The sequence below is a fragment of the Hyphobacterium lacteum genome (assembly GCF_036330345.1).
Taxonomy (GTDB): domain Bacteria; phylum Pseudomonadota; class Alphaproteobacteria; order Caulobacterales; family Maricaulaceae; genus Hyphobacterium; species Hyphobacterium lacteum.
On record NZ_JAZDRP010000005.1, the window covers coordinates 76,564 to 92,701 of the forward strand.

The 16,138-nt window shown below is 60.0% G+C and carries 10 protein-coding genes; 6 read left to right on the plus strand and 4 right to left on the minus strand.

The genetic code is table 11. The annotated features are described in order from the left end of the window. Nucleotides 1–22 precede the first annotated feature (22 nt). Nucleotides 23–898, plus strand: coding sequence for a dienelactone hydrolase family protein (locus tag V0U79_RS09270; RefSeq protein ID WP_330199219.1), 876 nt, complete (start codon nt 23–25; stop codon nt 896–898). Here V0U79_RS09270 and V0U79_RS09275 read toward each other — a convergent pair. Further along, complete coding sequence (locus V0U79_RS09275; protein ID WP_330199220.1) at nt 880–5,784, minus strand: NAD-glutamate dehydrogenase; 4,905 nt, start codon at nt 5,782–5,784, stop codon at nt 880–882. The genes V0U79_RS09270 and V0U79_RS09275 overlap by 19 nt on opposite strands. 517 nt (nt 5,785–6,301) lie before the next feature. Further along, a complete protein-coding gene (locus V0U79_RS09280; protein WP_330199221.1) occupies nt 6,302–6,790 on the minus strand; it encodes a hypothetical protein in 489 nt (162 codons plus the stop codon). Nucleotides 6,791–7,060: 270 nt separating this feature from the next. On the opposite strand from V0U79_RS09280, the gene V0U79_RS09285 reads away from it, so the two are divergent. From V0U79_RS09285 to V0U79_RS09300, 4 genes are all read left to right on the plus strand, one after another. After that, on the plus strand, nt 7,061–8,842 hold the full coding sequence (locus V0U79_RS09285; RefSeq protein ID WP_330199222.1) for an N-acetylglutaminylglutamine amidotransferase: 1,782 nt from the start codon (nt 7,061–7,063) through the stop codon (nt 8,840–8,842). Continuing rightward, the gene (ngg, locus tag V0U79_RS09290; protein ID WP_330199223.1) at nt 8,839–10,623 is read left to right on the plus strand and encodes an N-acetylglutaminylglutamine synthetase; all 1,785 of its coding nucleotides are present in this window, start codon (nt 8,839–8,841) and stop codon (nt 10,621–10,623) included. Before V0U79_RS09285 ends, ngg begins: the two co-directional genes overlap by 4 nt. Next, entirely contained in the window at nt 10,601–11,749 is a 1,149-nt protein-coding gene (locus V0U79_RS09295) for an osmoprotectant NAGGN system M42 family peptidase (protein ID WP_330199224.1), read from the plus strand. The genes ngg and V0U79_RS09295 overlap by 23 nt, the downstream gene beginning before the upstream one ends. Before the next feature lie 86 nt (nt 11,750–11,835). Then, nucleotides 11,836–13,737: a cytochrome c peroxidase gene (locus V0U79_RS09300; protein ID WP_330199225.1), complete on the plus strand. Its 1,902-nt coding sequence runs from the start codon at nt 11,836–11,838 to the stop codon at nt 13,735–13,737. A gap of 2 nt (nt 13,738–13,739) precedes the next feature. Here the strand turns inward: V0U79_RS09300 and V0U79_RS09305 are convergent, their stop codons facing one another. Next, nucleotides 13,740–14,393 (minus strand): DUF6445 family protein, encoded by a 654-nt coding sequence (locus V0U79_RS09305; RefSeq protein WP_330199226.1) that lies wholly within the window; start codon nt 14,391–14,393, stop codon nt 13,740–13,742. A gap of 89 nt (nt 14,394–14,482) precedes the next feature. Next, on the minus strand, nt 14,483–14,695 hold the full coding sequence (locus V0U79_RS09310) for a hypothetical protein (RefSeq protein WP_330199227.1): 213 nt from the start codon (nt 14,693–14,695) through the stop codon (nt 14,483–14,485). Between the two features lie 123 nt (nt 14,696–14,818). On the opposite strand from V0U79_RS09310, the gene egtB reads away from it, so the two are divergent. Then, the gene (gene egtB / locus V0U79_RS09315; protein ID WP_330199228.1) at nt 14,819–16,132 is read left to right on the plus strand and encodes an ergothioneine biosynthesis protein EgtB; all 1,314 of its coding nucleotides are present in this window, start codon (nt 14,819–14,821) and stop codon (nt 16,130–16,132) included. The last annotated feature ends 6 nt before the right edge of the window (nt 16,133–16,138 follow it).

Sequence of the window (16,138 nt, forward strand, 5' to 3'; positions counted from 1 at the left end):
GCTCCTCGCTCATCAAGGGGAAATGGGCTGGTTTTCACTCTTCGCGCTGCTTGCCGCTATCGCCGCGGCCGTATTCATTGTTCTGCGGCTGTACAAGCGTGGCCTCCTGATACCGGTGGCAAAACAGCCCCTGGAGGACATGGTGACCGCCATGCGAGAGCATACCAGGATCTATGCGCCCGAAGGCGACGGCCCGTTTCCGGCAATCATGTTGTTGCACGGGTGCGGCGGCGTGCGCCCCAACATGCCGGTCTTTGCCAGGCTGGCGGTTGATCTCGGCGTCATGGCATTCGTTCCGGATTCCCTTGGCCCACGCGGTATTTCCTATGAGGATGCTCTGGAAAGCGTCTGCACGGGGGCGCGGCTGCGGGCTCATGAGCGCACCGGGGATCTGTACGCCGTGCTGGAAATCATGCGCAACGACCCCCGTGTAGACGCCACGCGACTGGCGATCGCCGGTTGGAGCCATGGCAGCTGGACGGCGCTGGAAGCGCTGGCTCTGGATCGTGCCGGAAAATTGCCGGCCTCGCTGACGCACATCCCTTCGCAGGGGCTGGACGGTATCAGGGCGATATTTGCCATGTACCCCTATTCCAGTTTTCCGGCGCGATCGCGGCGCCTCCCCTGGACAGCGGATATTCCGGTCGAAGGCGTACTGGTTCATGGCGATACGATCTGCAATGACGAGGATGCCGTCGAAGTCTTCAAACGGCAGATCGGCTGGGGAAATGACGTCAGATGGCGCTATGTGCCGGATGCAACACACGCCTTCGACGAGCCGGATCATCATCCGACCTCAACCCTGATCTATGATGAGGAAAAGGCCCGGATCGCCCATCAGGCGTTCCAGGACTTTCTCAGACGTCATCTTCTTGCCGATCAGGGCTCTGCCGACTGAGCCAGCTCCCGCAACTGGGTTGACGCAATTGCCAGCTTGGACAAGGTCCAGGCCCCGGTGGTTTCCAGTTCCTCGAGCGCACTGTCGAAACGGCCGGCCTCGACGTCATTCTGGATACACCAGGCATCCAGTAGGTCGTCCGCCCATTCGCGCGTCGGCGCCTCGACGCCGGTCTGCAGCGTGCCCCCAGCCGATCGTGCAAAACGCATCATGGACGCAGAAATCGCCTGCTGGCTGGCATAGAGGTCCTCGATCAGGCGGCGGACCGCAAGGCGGTCCCAGTGCAGATCGGACGACACTTCCGAGCCCAGACCGCGCAATTTGTCAGTCGAGAAACGGGCGCCGGCGGCATGATAGACATAGCCGGCCGATTCCAGTGGCCAGTCCTCGCGCAAGGCCAGGTCGACAACATCTGACGATGAAGTCAGCGGCCGGAGCACAGCGATGTCATGCGCCAGATCCTTTGGTGCACCAGCCTCGACATAGGCTTCGGTGCGGGCCTCTACATGTTCCCGTTCATAGGTCGAGATGATATCGATCGCCGTTTCCCGCAGCTTGTCGACACCCGGGCGGTAGGCCTCGATCAGCTCGCGGATCGGCGTGACATTTCCACCCTCTTGAGCACGGGCACGGCGAGCGAGCCAGTAGGTCTGGCGCCGGAGGAGGCGGATAATCTCACGGTGAAGTGTAATCTGAACGCCCGCCGGAGCCCGGTTGTCGAGCTTGTTGATCCGGTCTGTCATTTCCGAGAAGCGGAAAATCTTTCGTCCGGCCTCGAATGCCCGCGCAACCTGTTCCGGGTCCGCACCGGTCGACTCGATGGCGCGGTGCACGAAGGTGGGACCGCCCAGATTGATCATGTCGTTGGCCAGCACCGTCGAAATGATTTCGCGGCGTAGCCGGTGGCTGGACATCTGATCCTCGAAGCCGGCGAGATCGTGCGGGAAATAGCCGGTCAGCATGGCTTCGAAGTGCGGATCGTCCGGCACATTCGACGCGACCAGTTTGTCAAAAGTCGTGATCTTGGCATAGGAGATCAGAACGGCCAGCTCGGGGCGGGTCAGAGCCATGCCCTGTTCTTTCAAGGCCCTCATACCGTCTCCGGTCGGCAGATTCTCGACCGCGCGATCAAGGCGCCCTGTTCTTTCGAGCCTCGCCATGAAGCGCTCATGGGCATCGACATCCGACGGTGCATCATTCTCGGCGAGCGTCAGCGCCAGGGTCTGATCGTAATTGTGCCGGAGAACATGCTCGGCAACATCATCTGTCATGCCGCCCAGCAATTTGTCGCGTGCCTCGCGGGACATATCGCCGGAGCGCAGAAGCGGGCTGAGCAGGATCTTGATGTTGACCTCATGGTCAGATGTATCGACGCCTGCAGAATTGTCGACAAAGTCGGCATTGACGCGCCCATCGGCCCGGTCGAATTCGATACGCGCCATTTGGGTGAACCCCAGATTGGCCCCTTCGCCAATCACCTTGGCACCAACCTCAGCGGCATTGATACGGATGGAATCATTCGCCTTGTCACCAACTTCCCAGTGTTGCTGGCTGGAGGCCTTCACATAGGTTCCAATCCCGCCAAACCACAGAAGTTCGACTGGCGCCCTCAGGATGGCGGACATCAGTTCCGGCGGTGAAAGCTGGGTTTCCTCTATACCGAGAAGCGCCCGGATCTCCTTCGACAGCTTGATGGATTTTTCCGAGCGCGGGAAAATTCCGCCTCCCTTGGAAATCAGCTTCTTGTCATAGTCCTGCCAGCTGGAGCGTGGCAGTTCGAAAAGGCGTTTGCGTTCCTCGAAAGCGGCCTCGCAATCGGCCGGATCCGGATCAATAAAGATATCGCGATGGTCGAAGGCAGCGACCAGCTTGATCTTGCGTGACAGGAGCATGCCATTGCCGAACACATCACCAGACATGTCACCGACGCCAGCCACCGTGAATGTCTCGTTCTGGATGTCCTTTCCGAGTTCGCGGAAATGCCGCTTGACCGATTCCCAGGCACCGCGCGCGGTAATGCCCATCTTTTTGTGGTCATAGCCGGCCGAGCCACCGGAAGCGAAAGCATCACCCAGCCAGAAATCATACTCATCGGTCGCAACGCCATTGGCGATGTCCGAGAATGTCGCCGTTCCCTTGTCAGCTGCAACGACAAGATAGGGATCTTCACCATCCCAGATAACGACATTCTCGGGATGTTCGACAACGTCCTCGGAAATGTTATCGGTGATGTCGAGCAGGCCGCGAATAAAGGTGCGATATGCGCTCTGGCCCTCTGCCAGCCATTCATCACGCGATCCGGAACGTGGCAGCTGTTTGGGATAAAAACCGCCCTTTGACCCGACCGGGACGATAACCGCATTCTTGACCTGCTGGGCTTTCACCAGCCCCAGGACCTCGGTCCGGAAATCATCCCGGCGATCCGACCAGCGCAGGCCGCCCCGCGCCACCGGTCCGAAGCGGATATGGACGCCTTCGACATTCGGGGCCCAGACAAAGATCTCGCGATAGGGCTTTGGAAGCGGCAATTCCTCGACTTCCCGGCTGGCGATCTTGAACGAGATGTGAGCCTTGGGATGCCCGTTTTCCGCCGTCTGGAAATAATTGGTCCGAAGCGTCGCTTCGAGAAGCCGCAAGAGCCGCCGGAGCACGCGGTCATGGTCGATAGACGCAACCTTCTCCAGATGGCTGCGAATCTCCTTGCCAATGCCGGCCGCCTTCTCCTTGCGGCCCTCAATGTCGAGATCAAGCGCAGGATTGAAGCGCGTGTCGAACAGGTTGAGCAATCGGCGGGCGATAGCGGGATTTTCCGCCAGCGCTTCCTCCTGGATGGCCTGTGAAGGATCAAGCCCGGTCTGCTGGCGGTAGCGCGAAAGAGCGCGTAGAACCGCTGCCTCGCGCCAGCTCACGCCTAGTATGAGGATCAGGCGATTGAAGCCGTCATCCTCTGCCTTGTTGGCGATAACGGCCAGAAGCGCGTCTTCAAATGCGGCCGAGAACTCGGAAACATCGCGATCCGCCAGCGCGTCAGACCGCATCTCGAAATCATGTATATAGACAATGGGTTCGGAGTCTGTCTCGCTGCCACGCTGCACCTCGAAGCCTGATTCCTGGATAACGTTCAGACCCATATTCTCGAGAACCGGCATGACTTCCGACAGATGGGTCGGCTCGTCCCGCCGGTAAATTTTCAGGCGAAGCGTCGAGGAATCCTCACCATCAATCCGGTAGAGGCGGGCGCCGACCTTTGTGCCGTCTGCCAACGCCTCTATCCGCATCATGTCCGCAATGCCCTGCGCCGGAGCAAACTGTTCGCGGTAACCTGCTGAAAAAGCGTGATCATAAGCCGTCAGGCGGTGACGCAACTCATCCGGCAGGCCGCGGCGGCCTTCGGCCACAAACTCGTCTTCCCATGTCCTTGCGAGCGCCACGATCTGGCGTTCAAGATCAAGGAGGTCCGGTTCCGGGTGGTCGTTGGGATTCAGACCGATAATGTAGTGCACACGGGCCAGCGGCCCGTCACCGAAATGCGGATAGAAGGCCGACATCCGCCCTTCGAACGAGGCCCGGATCAACTCGCCGGCCTGCTCCCGGACGCGGGAATTGTAGCGGTCTCGCGGTACGAAAAGCAGGCAGGAGACAAATCGGTCGAACCGGTCCCGCCGCACCAGCAATTTAGTGCGCGGACGGTCCTGCAAGTGCAGGATGCCAAGACCGATCTTGAGGAGATCATCCTCGTCGGTCTGAAACAGCTCGTCGCGCGGGTAATTCTCGACAATATTGCGGAGTTTCTTTTCCGAGTGCGTGCCGGGAATCTTGCCGGCGCGCTCGAGAACCCGGCGTACCTTGCGCCGGATCAGCGGCACATCCCGCGCCATGCGGTCATAGGCCTCGGCTGTAAACAGGCCGACAAAACGGGCCTCTCCGACAACCGCACCATCCTCGCGGTAACGCTTGACGCCAATATAATCCATGTAGACCCGGCGGTGGACGCGCGACTTGATATTGGCCTTGGCCACAATGATCGGTGATGGCTCGTTGAGGAAAGTCTCGATCGCCGGGGTCAGCAGTGCCGGCTCATTGCCCTTGCGCAGAACCTGGCGATCCGGATCCCGCAATATGCCCATACCCGAACCCGGTTGAACACTTGGCTCCCGGCTGGACATCTTGCCCTTTTCGTCGACCTCGAACTGATAGACACGGCAGCCGAGAAACGCGAAATGATCGTCGCGCAGCCAGCGCAGGAATTCGAGGGCCTCGGACTTTTCTTCTGGCCCGGCAGGCGTATTGGCATCCTCGACATGCGCAATCGCCATGTTCATCGCGGCCCGCATGCTCTTGAAGTCGTCGGTCGCCAGACGAACATCGTCCATGGCAGCCCGAACCGCCTCGGCAAGCACTTCGCGTGTGACCTCGTCGAGCGGCTCAACATGCACCTGGATCAGGCTCAGGGCCCGCCATTTATCCCCCTCGCCGTCGGGTTCGGCCGGGACGATCGGATGGAACATGGCCAGCACGTCGAGGCCCTGGGCACCGACCTCCCCCATCACCGAATCAACCAGGAAAGGTCTGTCAGGTCCGACGATTTCGATTACATCCCGGCGGATGGATGTGGCGGCTCCGTATTCCGACGGACGCGTGCGGACATGAATGGCACCATCGTCCAGCCCGCTGGCCCAATCCCAGAACTCGGCGGCCTGTTCGGCCAGCCTTGCCGCACTGATCCCGTCGAGATCCTCGGCCAGAGCATCGCCCTGGACCTGGTCAAGGAAAGTCTGTGCGGCCACATCCGGTTCGCCGCCGAATTTCTTTTGCCAGACTTTTCTGGCGGCTTTCTTGAATGTCGAGGAGGTATAGGCCTGAGCAGTAGCGACAACAGCGGTCATTGGGCGGCTCGTTTTGCGCGCAAAGAATATAACCGGCCCGCCCGATTGCGCAGCCGACAGGCTGACCGGCGTTGACCCCTTACTCCTGCAACAGGAATGGTTAATCAAGCGCAATCGACCGCGAAGTTTCAGCAAAGGGCAGAAGCGGCACCGCCGGGCGGGGACAGGGGAGTGCCCGGCGGTGCCTGCAGGCCTCCGAGGCAGGCTGGGGGGACGCACAAGAGAGGCCTGTTTCAGTTGTGCCCATCCCTGCCGGGATCAGGCTATGTAAAGGCTGGACCGGCCATCGCTGGCCCATAGTGCGGCCATCGCCGCAAGCAGAACCACGGCCAGTCCAACCGAGATAATCCGGTACATGGGGAGGCTCCGTCTCACTCGCAACGGGAATATGGTGATGATGAAAACTGATTTCATCCCCCGGTATGTCACAAGGGCGTGAGAGCTTTTGTGTCCGGAATGAAAAAGGCCGCGCCTGATCGGCGCGGCCTGTCTCTACCGGTTATCCGATTTCCTGATTTCAGGCGGCCAAAGCCTGGGCAAAGACCTCGACAGCCTCTGCAGAGGCCTCGATTCCGCGGGCGGCGAAGACTTTTCCATTCATGGAAATCGCAACGCCGGCGTCAGCAACTTCCGGCGAATTCGCGGCGGCAGCCAAAAGCGGCACGTCACCGGAAAGCGCAATCACCGGCTTGCCGTCGCCGAGAAACTTGGCGAGGGCAGCTTGCGTCGATTCTCCGATATTGTGGGAATTGCCCGGGAGTACGAGCGCGCAATAACCGTCAAACTCCATGTCGCCAACTGTCGAGGCCGGTACGAAATTGACGTCCTGCCCCTGTTCGGTCCGGCCGGTCAGCATTCCGCTGGTGTTGGACACCACGGCAACAGCAAAGCCCTGCTGCTCAAGCGGGCGTGTCGCCCGGGAAAACTCGTCGGCATCAAAATTCGGCGCGGTGACCGCGGCGATGCGGCCCAGGATAGGTTGGCGTTTACGGTTGAAGCGGTTCACTAAAACTCCTTCTACGCCCGACGTCATAGCGCGGGCGATTTCTGCTGCTTTCAATAATTGGACAGGCAGGACATAATGGTTCCTTTCTAAAAATCAACCACAGAAAGGCCTGTATCCGCACATTGATAGTGTTAATCTTCCCATCGAACACCCCCTTTGCATGGCCTTGATTTAGATATGACATGTTTATATCTACGAGCTGTCGAGAGCGCCCCGCCGGGGCGGGATTAAATATTGCGATAATACTTATAGTACAGAGGTAAGTAATTTATGTGCGGCATTGCTGGCGACTTGAAGTTTGATGGAAAACCGGCCGATCCATTGGTGCTGGACAGGATGGCGGAAGTCATGGTGCCGCGAGGACCTGACGGTGGTGGGCTTGTGCTTCGCGGCGCGGCGGGGCTGGCGCATCGCCGGCTGAAAATCATCGATCTGTCGGAGGCTGGCCGCCAACCCATGGAGGACGCCGAGCTTGGCCTGACGCTCGCCTTCAATGGCTGCATCTATAATCACCGTGAATTGCGGTCGGAACTGGAAGGAAAAGGATACCGGTTCTTCTCGACATCGGACACGGAGGTGATCCTGAAGGCTTATCACGCCTGGGGGCCACGGTGCGTCGAGCGTTTCAATGGCATGTTCGCCTTTGCCATAACCGAACGCGATAGCGGGAAAACCGTGCTGGCCCGCGACCGCATGGGGATCAAGCCACTCTATCTCGCAGATACGGAAGGCGGATTGCGTTTTGCCTCCTCGCTGCCGGCGCTTCTGGCCTCCGGTGGCATTGACCGAACGATCAGCCCGGTCGCCCTCCATCATTATTTCAGTTTCCACGCCGTCGTCCCTGCGCCACACACACTGTTCACGGGTATCCGTAAGCTGCCGCCGGCAACCCTTCTCGAAATCGCACCGGATGGACGCCAGAAACAGGAGCAATACTGGTTTCCGGATTATGATCCCCGTCCGGAAGAGGCCTCGCTCAGCGCCGAAGACTGGCGGCATCGGGTTGAAGCCGAATTGAAGGCCGCCGTCCGGCGGCGCCTTGTTGCGGACGTGCCGGTCGGTGTGCTGCTGTCCGGCGGGCTGGATTCATCGCTGATTGTCGGCCTGCTTGCGGAAGCCGGGGCAAAGGACCTCAACACCTTCTCGATCGGATTTGAAACCGTCGGAGAAGAAAAGGGCGATGAATTCGAGTACTCCGACATCGTCGCCGAACACTTCGGGACGATCCACCACAAGATTCCGGTTGAAACCGGTCGCGCCCTGCCCGCCCTTGAGCGGGCTATTGCTGCCATGTCCGAGCCGATGACTTCTCATGATTGTGTGGGCTTCTTTCTTCTCTCCGAGGAAGTGTCCAAACATGTGAAAGTCGTGCAGTCCGGTCAGGGGGCTGACGAAATCTTTGCTGGTTATCACTGGTATCCGCCAATGGAAGGCGCCAATGACCCCCTGGAAACCTACCGGAAGGCGTTCTTTGACCGGGACCAGGTCGAGATGGCAAAGCTGATCCCCGCCGGGATACTCGCCGATGACCCCTCGACAGATTTCGTGCGCGATCATTTCAACCTGAAAGGCGCGGCGGCTCCGGTCGACAAGGCCCTGCGGATCGACTCTCACATCATGCTGGTCGACGACCCGGTGAAGCGCGTCGACAACATGACGATGGCTCATGGGCTCGAAGCCCGCGTTCCTTTCCTCGATCACGAACTGGTGGAAGTTGCCGCGCGCTGTCCGGCGGACCTGAAAATGGCCGAGGGCGGCAAGGGCATCCTCAAGACCATTGCGCGCGATCACATACCGCACGCCGTCATCGACCGGCCAAAGGGATATTTCCCCATGCCGGCGCTCAAATATCTTCGCGGGCCATATCTGGACATGGTGCGGGATGCGGTCAATTCGCAAGGTTTTACCGGGCGCGGACTGGTGCAGCCCGGCTATGTCGATACTCTGCTGGACGATCCCGAAGGCCATATTACACCCCTGCGCGGATCTAAACTCTGGCAGATCGGCGTTTTGGCCCTGTGGCTGGAACAACATGACAGGATGGCCGCATGACCTCGGGCGAAAAGCCAGCCCAGCACCGCAAACGCAGCGCATCCCGGCATCGGCTGGAGCGATTGCGGCGGCGGTCAGGACTCCATCCGCCCGGCCATGACGCTGCGCAGGATGAGGGGGTTACCGTGGATTGCGGTTGGGGCCGTCTGGTCTTCTGCCAGACCTTTCCGGACAATGAGGCGATCGCCTCCGAGCTGAAAGATGAGGGCGAGAACCGGCGCGACATCGCTTTTTACGTTCGGGATCCTCACGTCCTGCTGGCCATTGCACCAACAGAGCTGTTTCTGGATCCGTCGCACACCTACCGGCTGGATCTCGGCCACTACAAGCCTGCGAGAGACCGGCCGGCTGGCTTCACCATACGGCGCCTGTCTTCTGCCAGCGATGCCGAGGCGATCAACCGGATCTATGCTGCCAACAATATGGTCCGGGTCGATCCGGACTTCCTCTGGCACAAACGGGATTCGCGGATCGTCACTGTATTTGTGGCCGAGGATAATGACAGTGGCGAAATCATCGGAACGGTGACCGGCGTTGATCATGGCCGGGCCTTTGACGACCCCGAACGCGGCAGTTCGCTGTGGTGCCTTGCAGCCGACCCCAAGGCACGCCTGGCGAAGATCGGAGAGGCGCTGACCCGGCACCTGGCGGCCTATTTCCAGGCAAGGGGTTGCAGCTTCATGGACCTCTCCGTCCTGCACGACAACAAGGCGGCCATCGGCCTCTATGAGCGCCTCGGTTTCGAGCGCGTGCCTTTTTTCGCCGTCAAACGAAAGAACCCCTTCAACGAAGAATTGTTTACCGGCCCGCCCCTGGAAGAGGCGCTCAACCCGTATGCGCGGATCATTACAAAAGAGGCGCGGCGCCGCGGGATAGCGGCCGAAGTTCTGGATGCGGAAGGCGGGTTCTTCCGGCTGACACATGGCGGCCGGTCAATTGTCTGCCGCGAAAGCCTGTCGGAACTTACAAGCGCCGTGGCCATGAGCCGTTGCGACGACAAGTCCGTCAGCCGGCGCCTGATGGAGCAGGCCGGATTGCCGGTTGCAAAGGCAGTGAATGCCAATGACTGGGACGCCGTTCTTTCGCTGATGTCCAAGGCCGGACAGGTGGTTGTCAAACCGGTCCGTGGTGAACAGGGGCGAGGCGTTACTGTGGGCATCAGTGATGAAGAGGCGCTCGAGGCTGCCGTCAGGGCCGCAAAGGACCAGTGTCCCGATGTTCTGGTCGAGACCTATGCACCAGGCGATGACCTGCGCGTCATCGTGATCGGCGGGGAAGTGGTTGCGGCAGCCCTTCGCAAACGGCCGTCCATTGTCGGGGACGGAAAAGCGCCCGTCCGGAAGCTGATCGAGGGTCTCTCACGCCGGCGCATTGCCGCCACTGATGGCGAATCCCGCATTCCGATCGACACCGAAACCGAACGCTGCGTTGCGCAAGCCGGCTACTCGCTCGACGACATCCTTCCTCAGGACGTCACCATTGATGTCCGGAAAACCGCCAATCTGCATACAGGTGGCACACTTCATGATGTCACAGAGGACCTCAGCCCGGTCATAGCGGATGCCTCCGTCAAGGCTGCCGAATGGCTGGATATACCGGTCGTTGGTCTGGATTATATTGTCAGCGACCCGGCCAGTGACTCCTTCATTTTCATTGAAGCGAATGAACGCCCCGGACTGGCCAATCACGAACCGCAACCGACCGCAGAGCGATTCATAGACTTGCTCTTTCCACAGACCGCCAAACAGAAAACGTCCGATGACCAAGCTGCCCGACATTGACGCCGAGTATCTCAAGGAGACGCTCGCCCATCTGCTCTCAATCCCCAGCCCGTCCGGCTATACCGACATTGCTGCGCGCTGGGTCACCGAGGAACTCGACCGTCTTGGCATTGAAACCGAGCTGACCCGGCGGGGCGCGATCCGCGCGCGCATCGCCGGGCGGGCCTCACAGCCCGCGAGAGGGATTATTGCCCACATCGACACGCTTGGGGCCATCGTTCGGGAGGTGAAGGAAAACGGCCGTCTGGCGTTGGCCCCGATCGGTCACTGGTCGTCCCGGTTCGCAGAGGGCGCCCGGGCAACAATCTTCTCCGATGCTGGCAGCTTCCGCGGGACAATCCTTCCGCTGAAAGCCTCGGGTCATGTCTATGCCGACGATATAGATACCCAACCCGTTAGCTGGAAGCAGGTCGAACTTCGGGTGGACATGCCCATATACAGCCGGGAAGATGCGGAACGCGCGCAGCTGGGAATTGGCGACATCGTGGCGATCGATCCTCAGCCTGAGTTCTTTGATAACGGCTTCATCGTTTCACGCCACCTTGACGACAAGGCTGGCGCGGCAGCGCTTCTGGCAGCGATCAAGGCCCTCAAGGAGGCGGATGCCGAGCCGCCGGTTGATACGATTTTCCTGTTCTCGATCTCCGAGGAAGTCGGCGTCGGCGCATCCTCCCTCCTGACCCACGACATTGCCTCCATGGTGGCGGTGGACAACGGCGCCGTCGCCCCTGGTCAGGGCTCGAAAGAAACCGGTGTCACGATTGCCATGGGGGATATGACCGGCCCCTTTGACTTTCACCTGACGCGAAAGCTCATCGGGCTCTGCGAAGAGCATGACATCCGGCATCAGCGAGACCATTTCGAGCACTACCGGTCCGACAATGCTTCGGCGGTCGAAGGGGGCGCAGATGTCCGCACGGCATTAATCACCTTCGGTCTGGACGCCAGCCATGGCTATGAACGAACCCATATCGACGCACCTTTCAGTGTAGCCCGGCTGATCGCGGCCTATGCGCTGAGTTCCGTGACCATCAAACGCGATGCCGAGGAGCTCGGCGGGCTGGAAGGTTTCCCGGATCAGCCGACCAAAGCCGCGCGGGGCTCGAAAGGCCGGCGCGCCGACTGAGGTTTCTGGCGACGGATTGTCAATACTCGCCCGTTAGTCATTTGGGGACGACGCTTTTGAGATAACAAAAGCGAGGACAGGCGCGTATGAAAACCTTTGTTCCGGCCCTGCTGGCGGCCACAATGCTCAGTTCCGTTTCTGCCATGGCCCAAGATGCCGGCGACACGATCGTGGCTGCCGTTTTGCCGTCCAGCCGGGCCGTTCAGACCGGTGAGACCGCCACGGCCTTTGCCACGATCATCAATGCCGGAAGCAGTGAAGCGGTCAATTGCCGTGTTGAAATGAGTTCTGGCGCACCGGCAGGAAGTTTCTCCTACCAGACAACCGATGCGGCGAATGTCGCGACAGGAACCCCGGACACGCCCGCAAATATTGCCCCCGGCGCTGCGCAAAGCTTCGTTTTTGCCTTCACACCCTCGGCTGAGTATGCGGGCGGAGATTTGCCACTCGTGTTCATTTGCGACAATCGCTCTGCAGCCCCGCAGACGCCGGGCGTGAACTCTTTCTGGATGAGCGCCTCGAATACCCCTGGCGCAGATATCGTTGCCGTCTCCGATTCCGGTTCGGCGGTCGGGCTCAACTCGCTCCCCGGCGTGGTGGAAACCATCGACCGCCAGCAAAATGGCGCCTTTGTCGTGGCCATCAGCAGTGTTGGCAGTGCCGCCAATCTGACGGCGCGGCCCGTTCTGAGTCATGACGGCATTACGGTGACGCCGTCTATCTGCCAGACCGATCCGGGTACCGGAAGCTGCCTTGAAGCGCCCGCGGCGAGCGTTGATTTTTCCATTGGCGCCAATGCCACAGCGAGTTTCGCGGTTTTCATACAGGATGAAGTTCCGGTTGCTTACGATCCGGCCAACAATCGCGTTGCCGTCCTGTTCGAAGAAGGCGGAGCATTGCGCGGTTCGACTTCGCTGGCGGTACGGACGCTGATGTCAGAGCCGGTGCTGCCGCAAGTGCCGTTCTTGTATGCCGATGCCGACCGGAACTACCCGCTGCACTATCTCAACGGGCCTGTGGCGGCCGCCGACAACACCCCGATCGACAACAACATAACCAATCCCGGCGCCGCGCTGGGCCGCGTGCTTTTCTACGATCGCCGCCTGTCGGCCAATAACACAACCAGCTGTGCGACCTGCCACACGCAAGCGACGGGATTTTCCGATCCGCTGGCGCTTTCGATCGGGTTTGACGGGCAGGAGACAGAACGGCATTCGCCGGGATTGTCGAACGGAAGATATTATGAGAACGGGCACTTTTTCTGGGATGAACGCGCTGACACGCTGGAAGACCAGACCCTGATCCCGATCCAGAGTGACGTCGAAATGGGGCTGACCCTGGATGAAGCTGTGGCCCGGGTCGCGGCAGAGGGTTTCTATGCCGACCTCTTCACCGATGCATTTGGCGATGCAGAGGTAACCGCCGATCGCATGGCACGGGCCATGGCCCAGTTCGTCCGCTCGCTGACCTCGTTCAATTCCACCTTCGATCAGGCCCTGAATGACGGCCCCCTGGGCTCTGCGGCGTTCCAGGCGCATTTCACGGATGAGGAATATCTGGGCCTGCAGCTATTCATGCCGGTTCCGGGATCGGCCATTACAAATGTCGGCTGCGGGGCCTGCCATAACACGCTCGCCCATGTCAGCGATGACGTCCACAATATCGGGCTCGACGCGGCCAATGACCCTGACGCCGATCCGGGCAATGGGCTGGGAGAGTTCAAGTCGCCTTCGCTTCGTAACGTCGCGGTGCGGACCCATTTCATGCATGATGGACGCTTCACGACGCTGGCGGAGGTGATCGAGCACTATAATTCCGGAGTGATTGCCAGCCCCAATCTGGATCCGCGGCTGCGCAACGGACGTAATCAGCCACAGCGGCTGAACCTGACGGCTGAGGAATCCGCCGCACTGGAGGCCTTCCTTCATACGCTAACGGACAATGATTTCCTCACTGATCCGCGGTTCTCGGATCCGTTTGTGGATTGATATCAGGCCGGAACGGCGTGGCCCAAACCGCGCCGTTCCGCCGCCAGCTGATCTGCACTGAAGAAGAACATGAGATAGATCAGCCGGCCCGTCCGCAGATCGGTTCCGAAACCGCGGCCAGCATTATGGAAATACCAGGGCCGGAACAGGATCATCCGATTGAAGCGCATCGGCACATGCATGACATGTTCCCACGCCTCGGGATTGCAGGTGTCCGGGAAGGCCTGATTGTTGACATAGTCGGAATAGGAAAGCGCGCCTGGCCGAGCCAGCTGGTCGGGCGTATGGGGCGCATGCTCCAGCCCGGAGCGCTTGTGGCGATAGAAATCCGTACCGCCCTGGCAATATTCATCCGGCGTCAGATAATAGACGCAGGTCCAGTGGCAGGCGTCGACATGAACACCGCCCCGGCCTTCATCACCTTCAAGGCTGATACGGAAGCGGGCGAAGCTGTCACCGCCAGCCGCAACGAGGCGTTCACCGAGGACATGCACGATCTGCTGCTGAAAGCCTTCAAGATTGATCTGATGGCGGGAATTACGGCCAGGATAAAGGACGTTGTCGGGCCTTGGCGGGTATTCAAGCGACAGCGCGGCCTCGCGGAACTGCTCCGCATTGTCCATAACATTATCGATGATCACCAAAGAACGGTGCATGCCAACCCCCGCGTAAGGGGTTGAACCCTAGTTTTTCAATCTTTGCTGGCATCTTTCAGGCCGATTACCGGCCGGTAAGAAAGTTAGACTCAGCGTGATTCCGATGGCGACGAAGGCAAATCGACACGCTCACCATCGCCACGCATGACGTTGACGAACAGGTCAAATTGCCGCGCAACCTCCGCCCGCACCTCCGGCGAAGGGGTTGCCGCTTCCTGAGCGCGCTCCCTTACATGCTGCGGGCAAACCGCAACTCCGGTGGTCACAAGGCTGGCGGCTGCCAATCCCAATAATAGTTTCATCGTGCCCCCTCCCCAGACGGCACAAACATTACAGACTTTTCATATTGATCCGTCAAGCGACCACAGGGTGTTATCCGGCCGCCGGTCTGATAGGGTTCCGGCTTGGACTTGGAGACTGTTTTCATGTCACATCCGGCGCTGGCCTACCGGCCGATTTTCGATGACCGCGAGACCTGTCTTGATCGTTTCCGCAATGTGAGAGCCGGCACGATGCGGCTGATCGATGGGCTGGCAGCCGAAGATATGCAGATCCAGACCATGCCGGATGTCAGTCCGACAAAATGGCATCTTGCCCATGTTACCTGGTTCTTTGAAACCTTCCTCGCGAAGCCCCGTCTGACCGGATATCAGGCGTTTGATCCGGGCTTCGGATATCTGTTCAATTCCTATTACGAACAGGTTGGTGACAAATGGCACCGGCCGGATCGTGGATTGCTATCCCGCCCGCTTCTGAACCGGATTCTGGACTATCGGAGCCATGTCGAGGCCGCGATCGAACACCTGATCAACTCGGCTTCGGACGAGGAATGGTTGCAGATTGCTCCCCTGCTCGAACTCGGCCGACAGCACGAGCAACAACATCAGGAATTGCTGCTCACTGACATCAAGCACGTCCTGTCGCTCGCACCAGAGCCCTACGCCCCGTTTAAAGGCCCGCTCGGGGAAGCGCCTGGCGCCGGTGAATCCGGATATATTGCCATGTCTGGCGGGTTGGTGGAAATCGGGGCCAGCCAGGCCGATTTCGTGTTCGACAACGAGCTGCCGCGCCACAAGCGCTGGCAGGAGGATTTCGAGATCGCCGCCCGCCCCGTTTCGAATGCGGAATTCCTCACCTTCATCGAAGATGGCGGATACCGGGATTCGCGGCTGTGGTTGTCGGATGGATGGGCCTGGGTTCGTGAAAACAAGATTTCCCATCCGCTCTATTGGCGGAAGACGGACGCCGGCTGGCAGGAATACACGCTGCATGGTCTGGCACCGCTTCAACCGGGCCTGCCCGTGTGTCATGTCTCCGCCTATGAAGCCGCAGCCTTCGCGGAATGGCAGAATGCCCGCCTGCCAACCGAGACCGAGCTGGAACTGCTGGCCCGCCGCCATCCGGCGGAAGGTGTCCTGCTGGGTTGTGGCGATCGCTATCACCCCGGCGCCCTGACGCCGGGCGACGGTGCGCAAAGTGTGTTCGGTGATGTCTGGGAGTGGTCGTCGAGCGGGTATGAGCCCTATCCGGGCTATCATCCGCCAGACGGTGCGGTCGGCGAGTACAATGGTAAATTCATGTCTGGTCAGCAGGTCTTGCGTGGCGGGTCATGCGCGACCGGGCGCAATCATATCCGGGCAACCTACCGGAATTTCTTCCCGGCCCATTCACGCTGGCAGTTCAGCGGGATAAGGCTGGCCAGACGCACCCGCCCGGCCAGCACTCTCGCGTCCGCCTGATCCCCA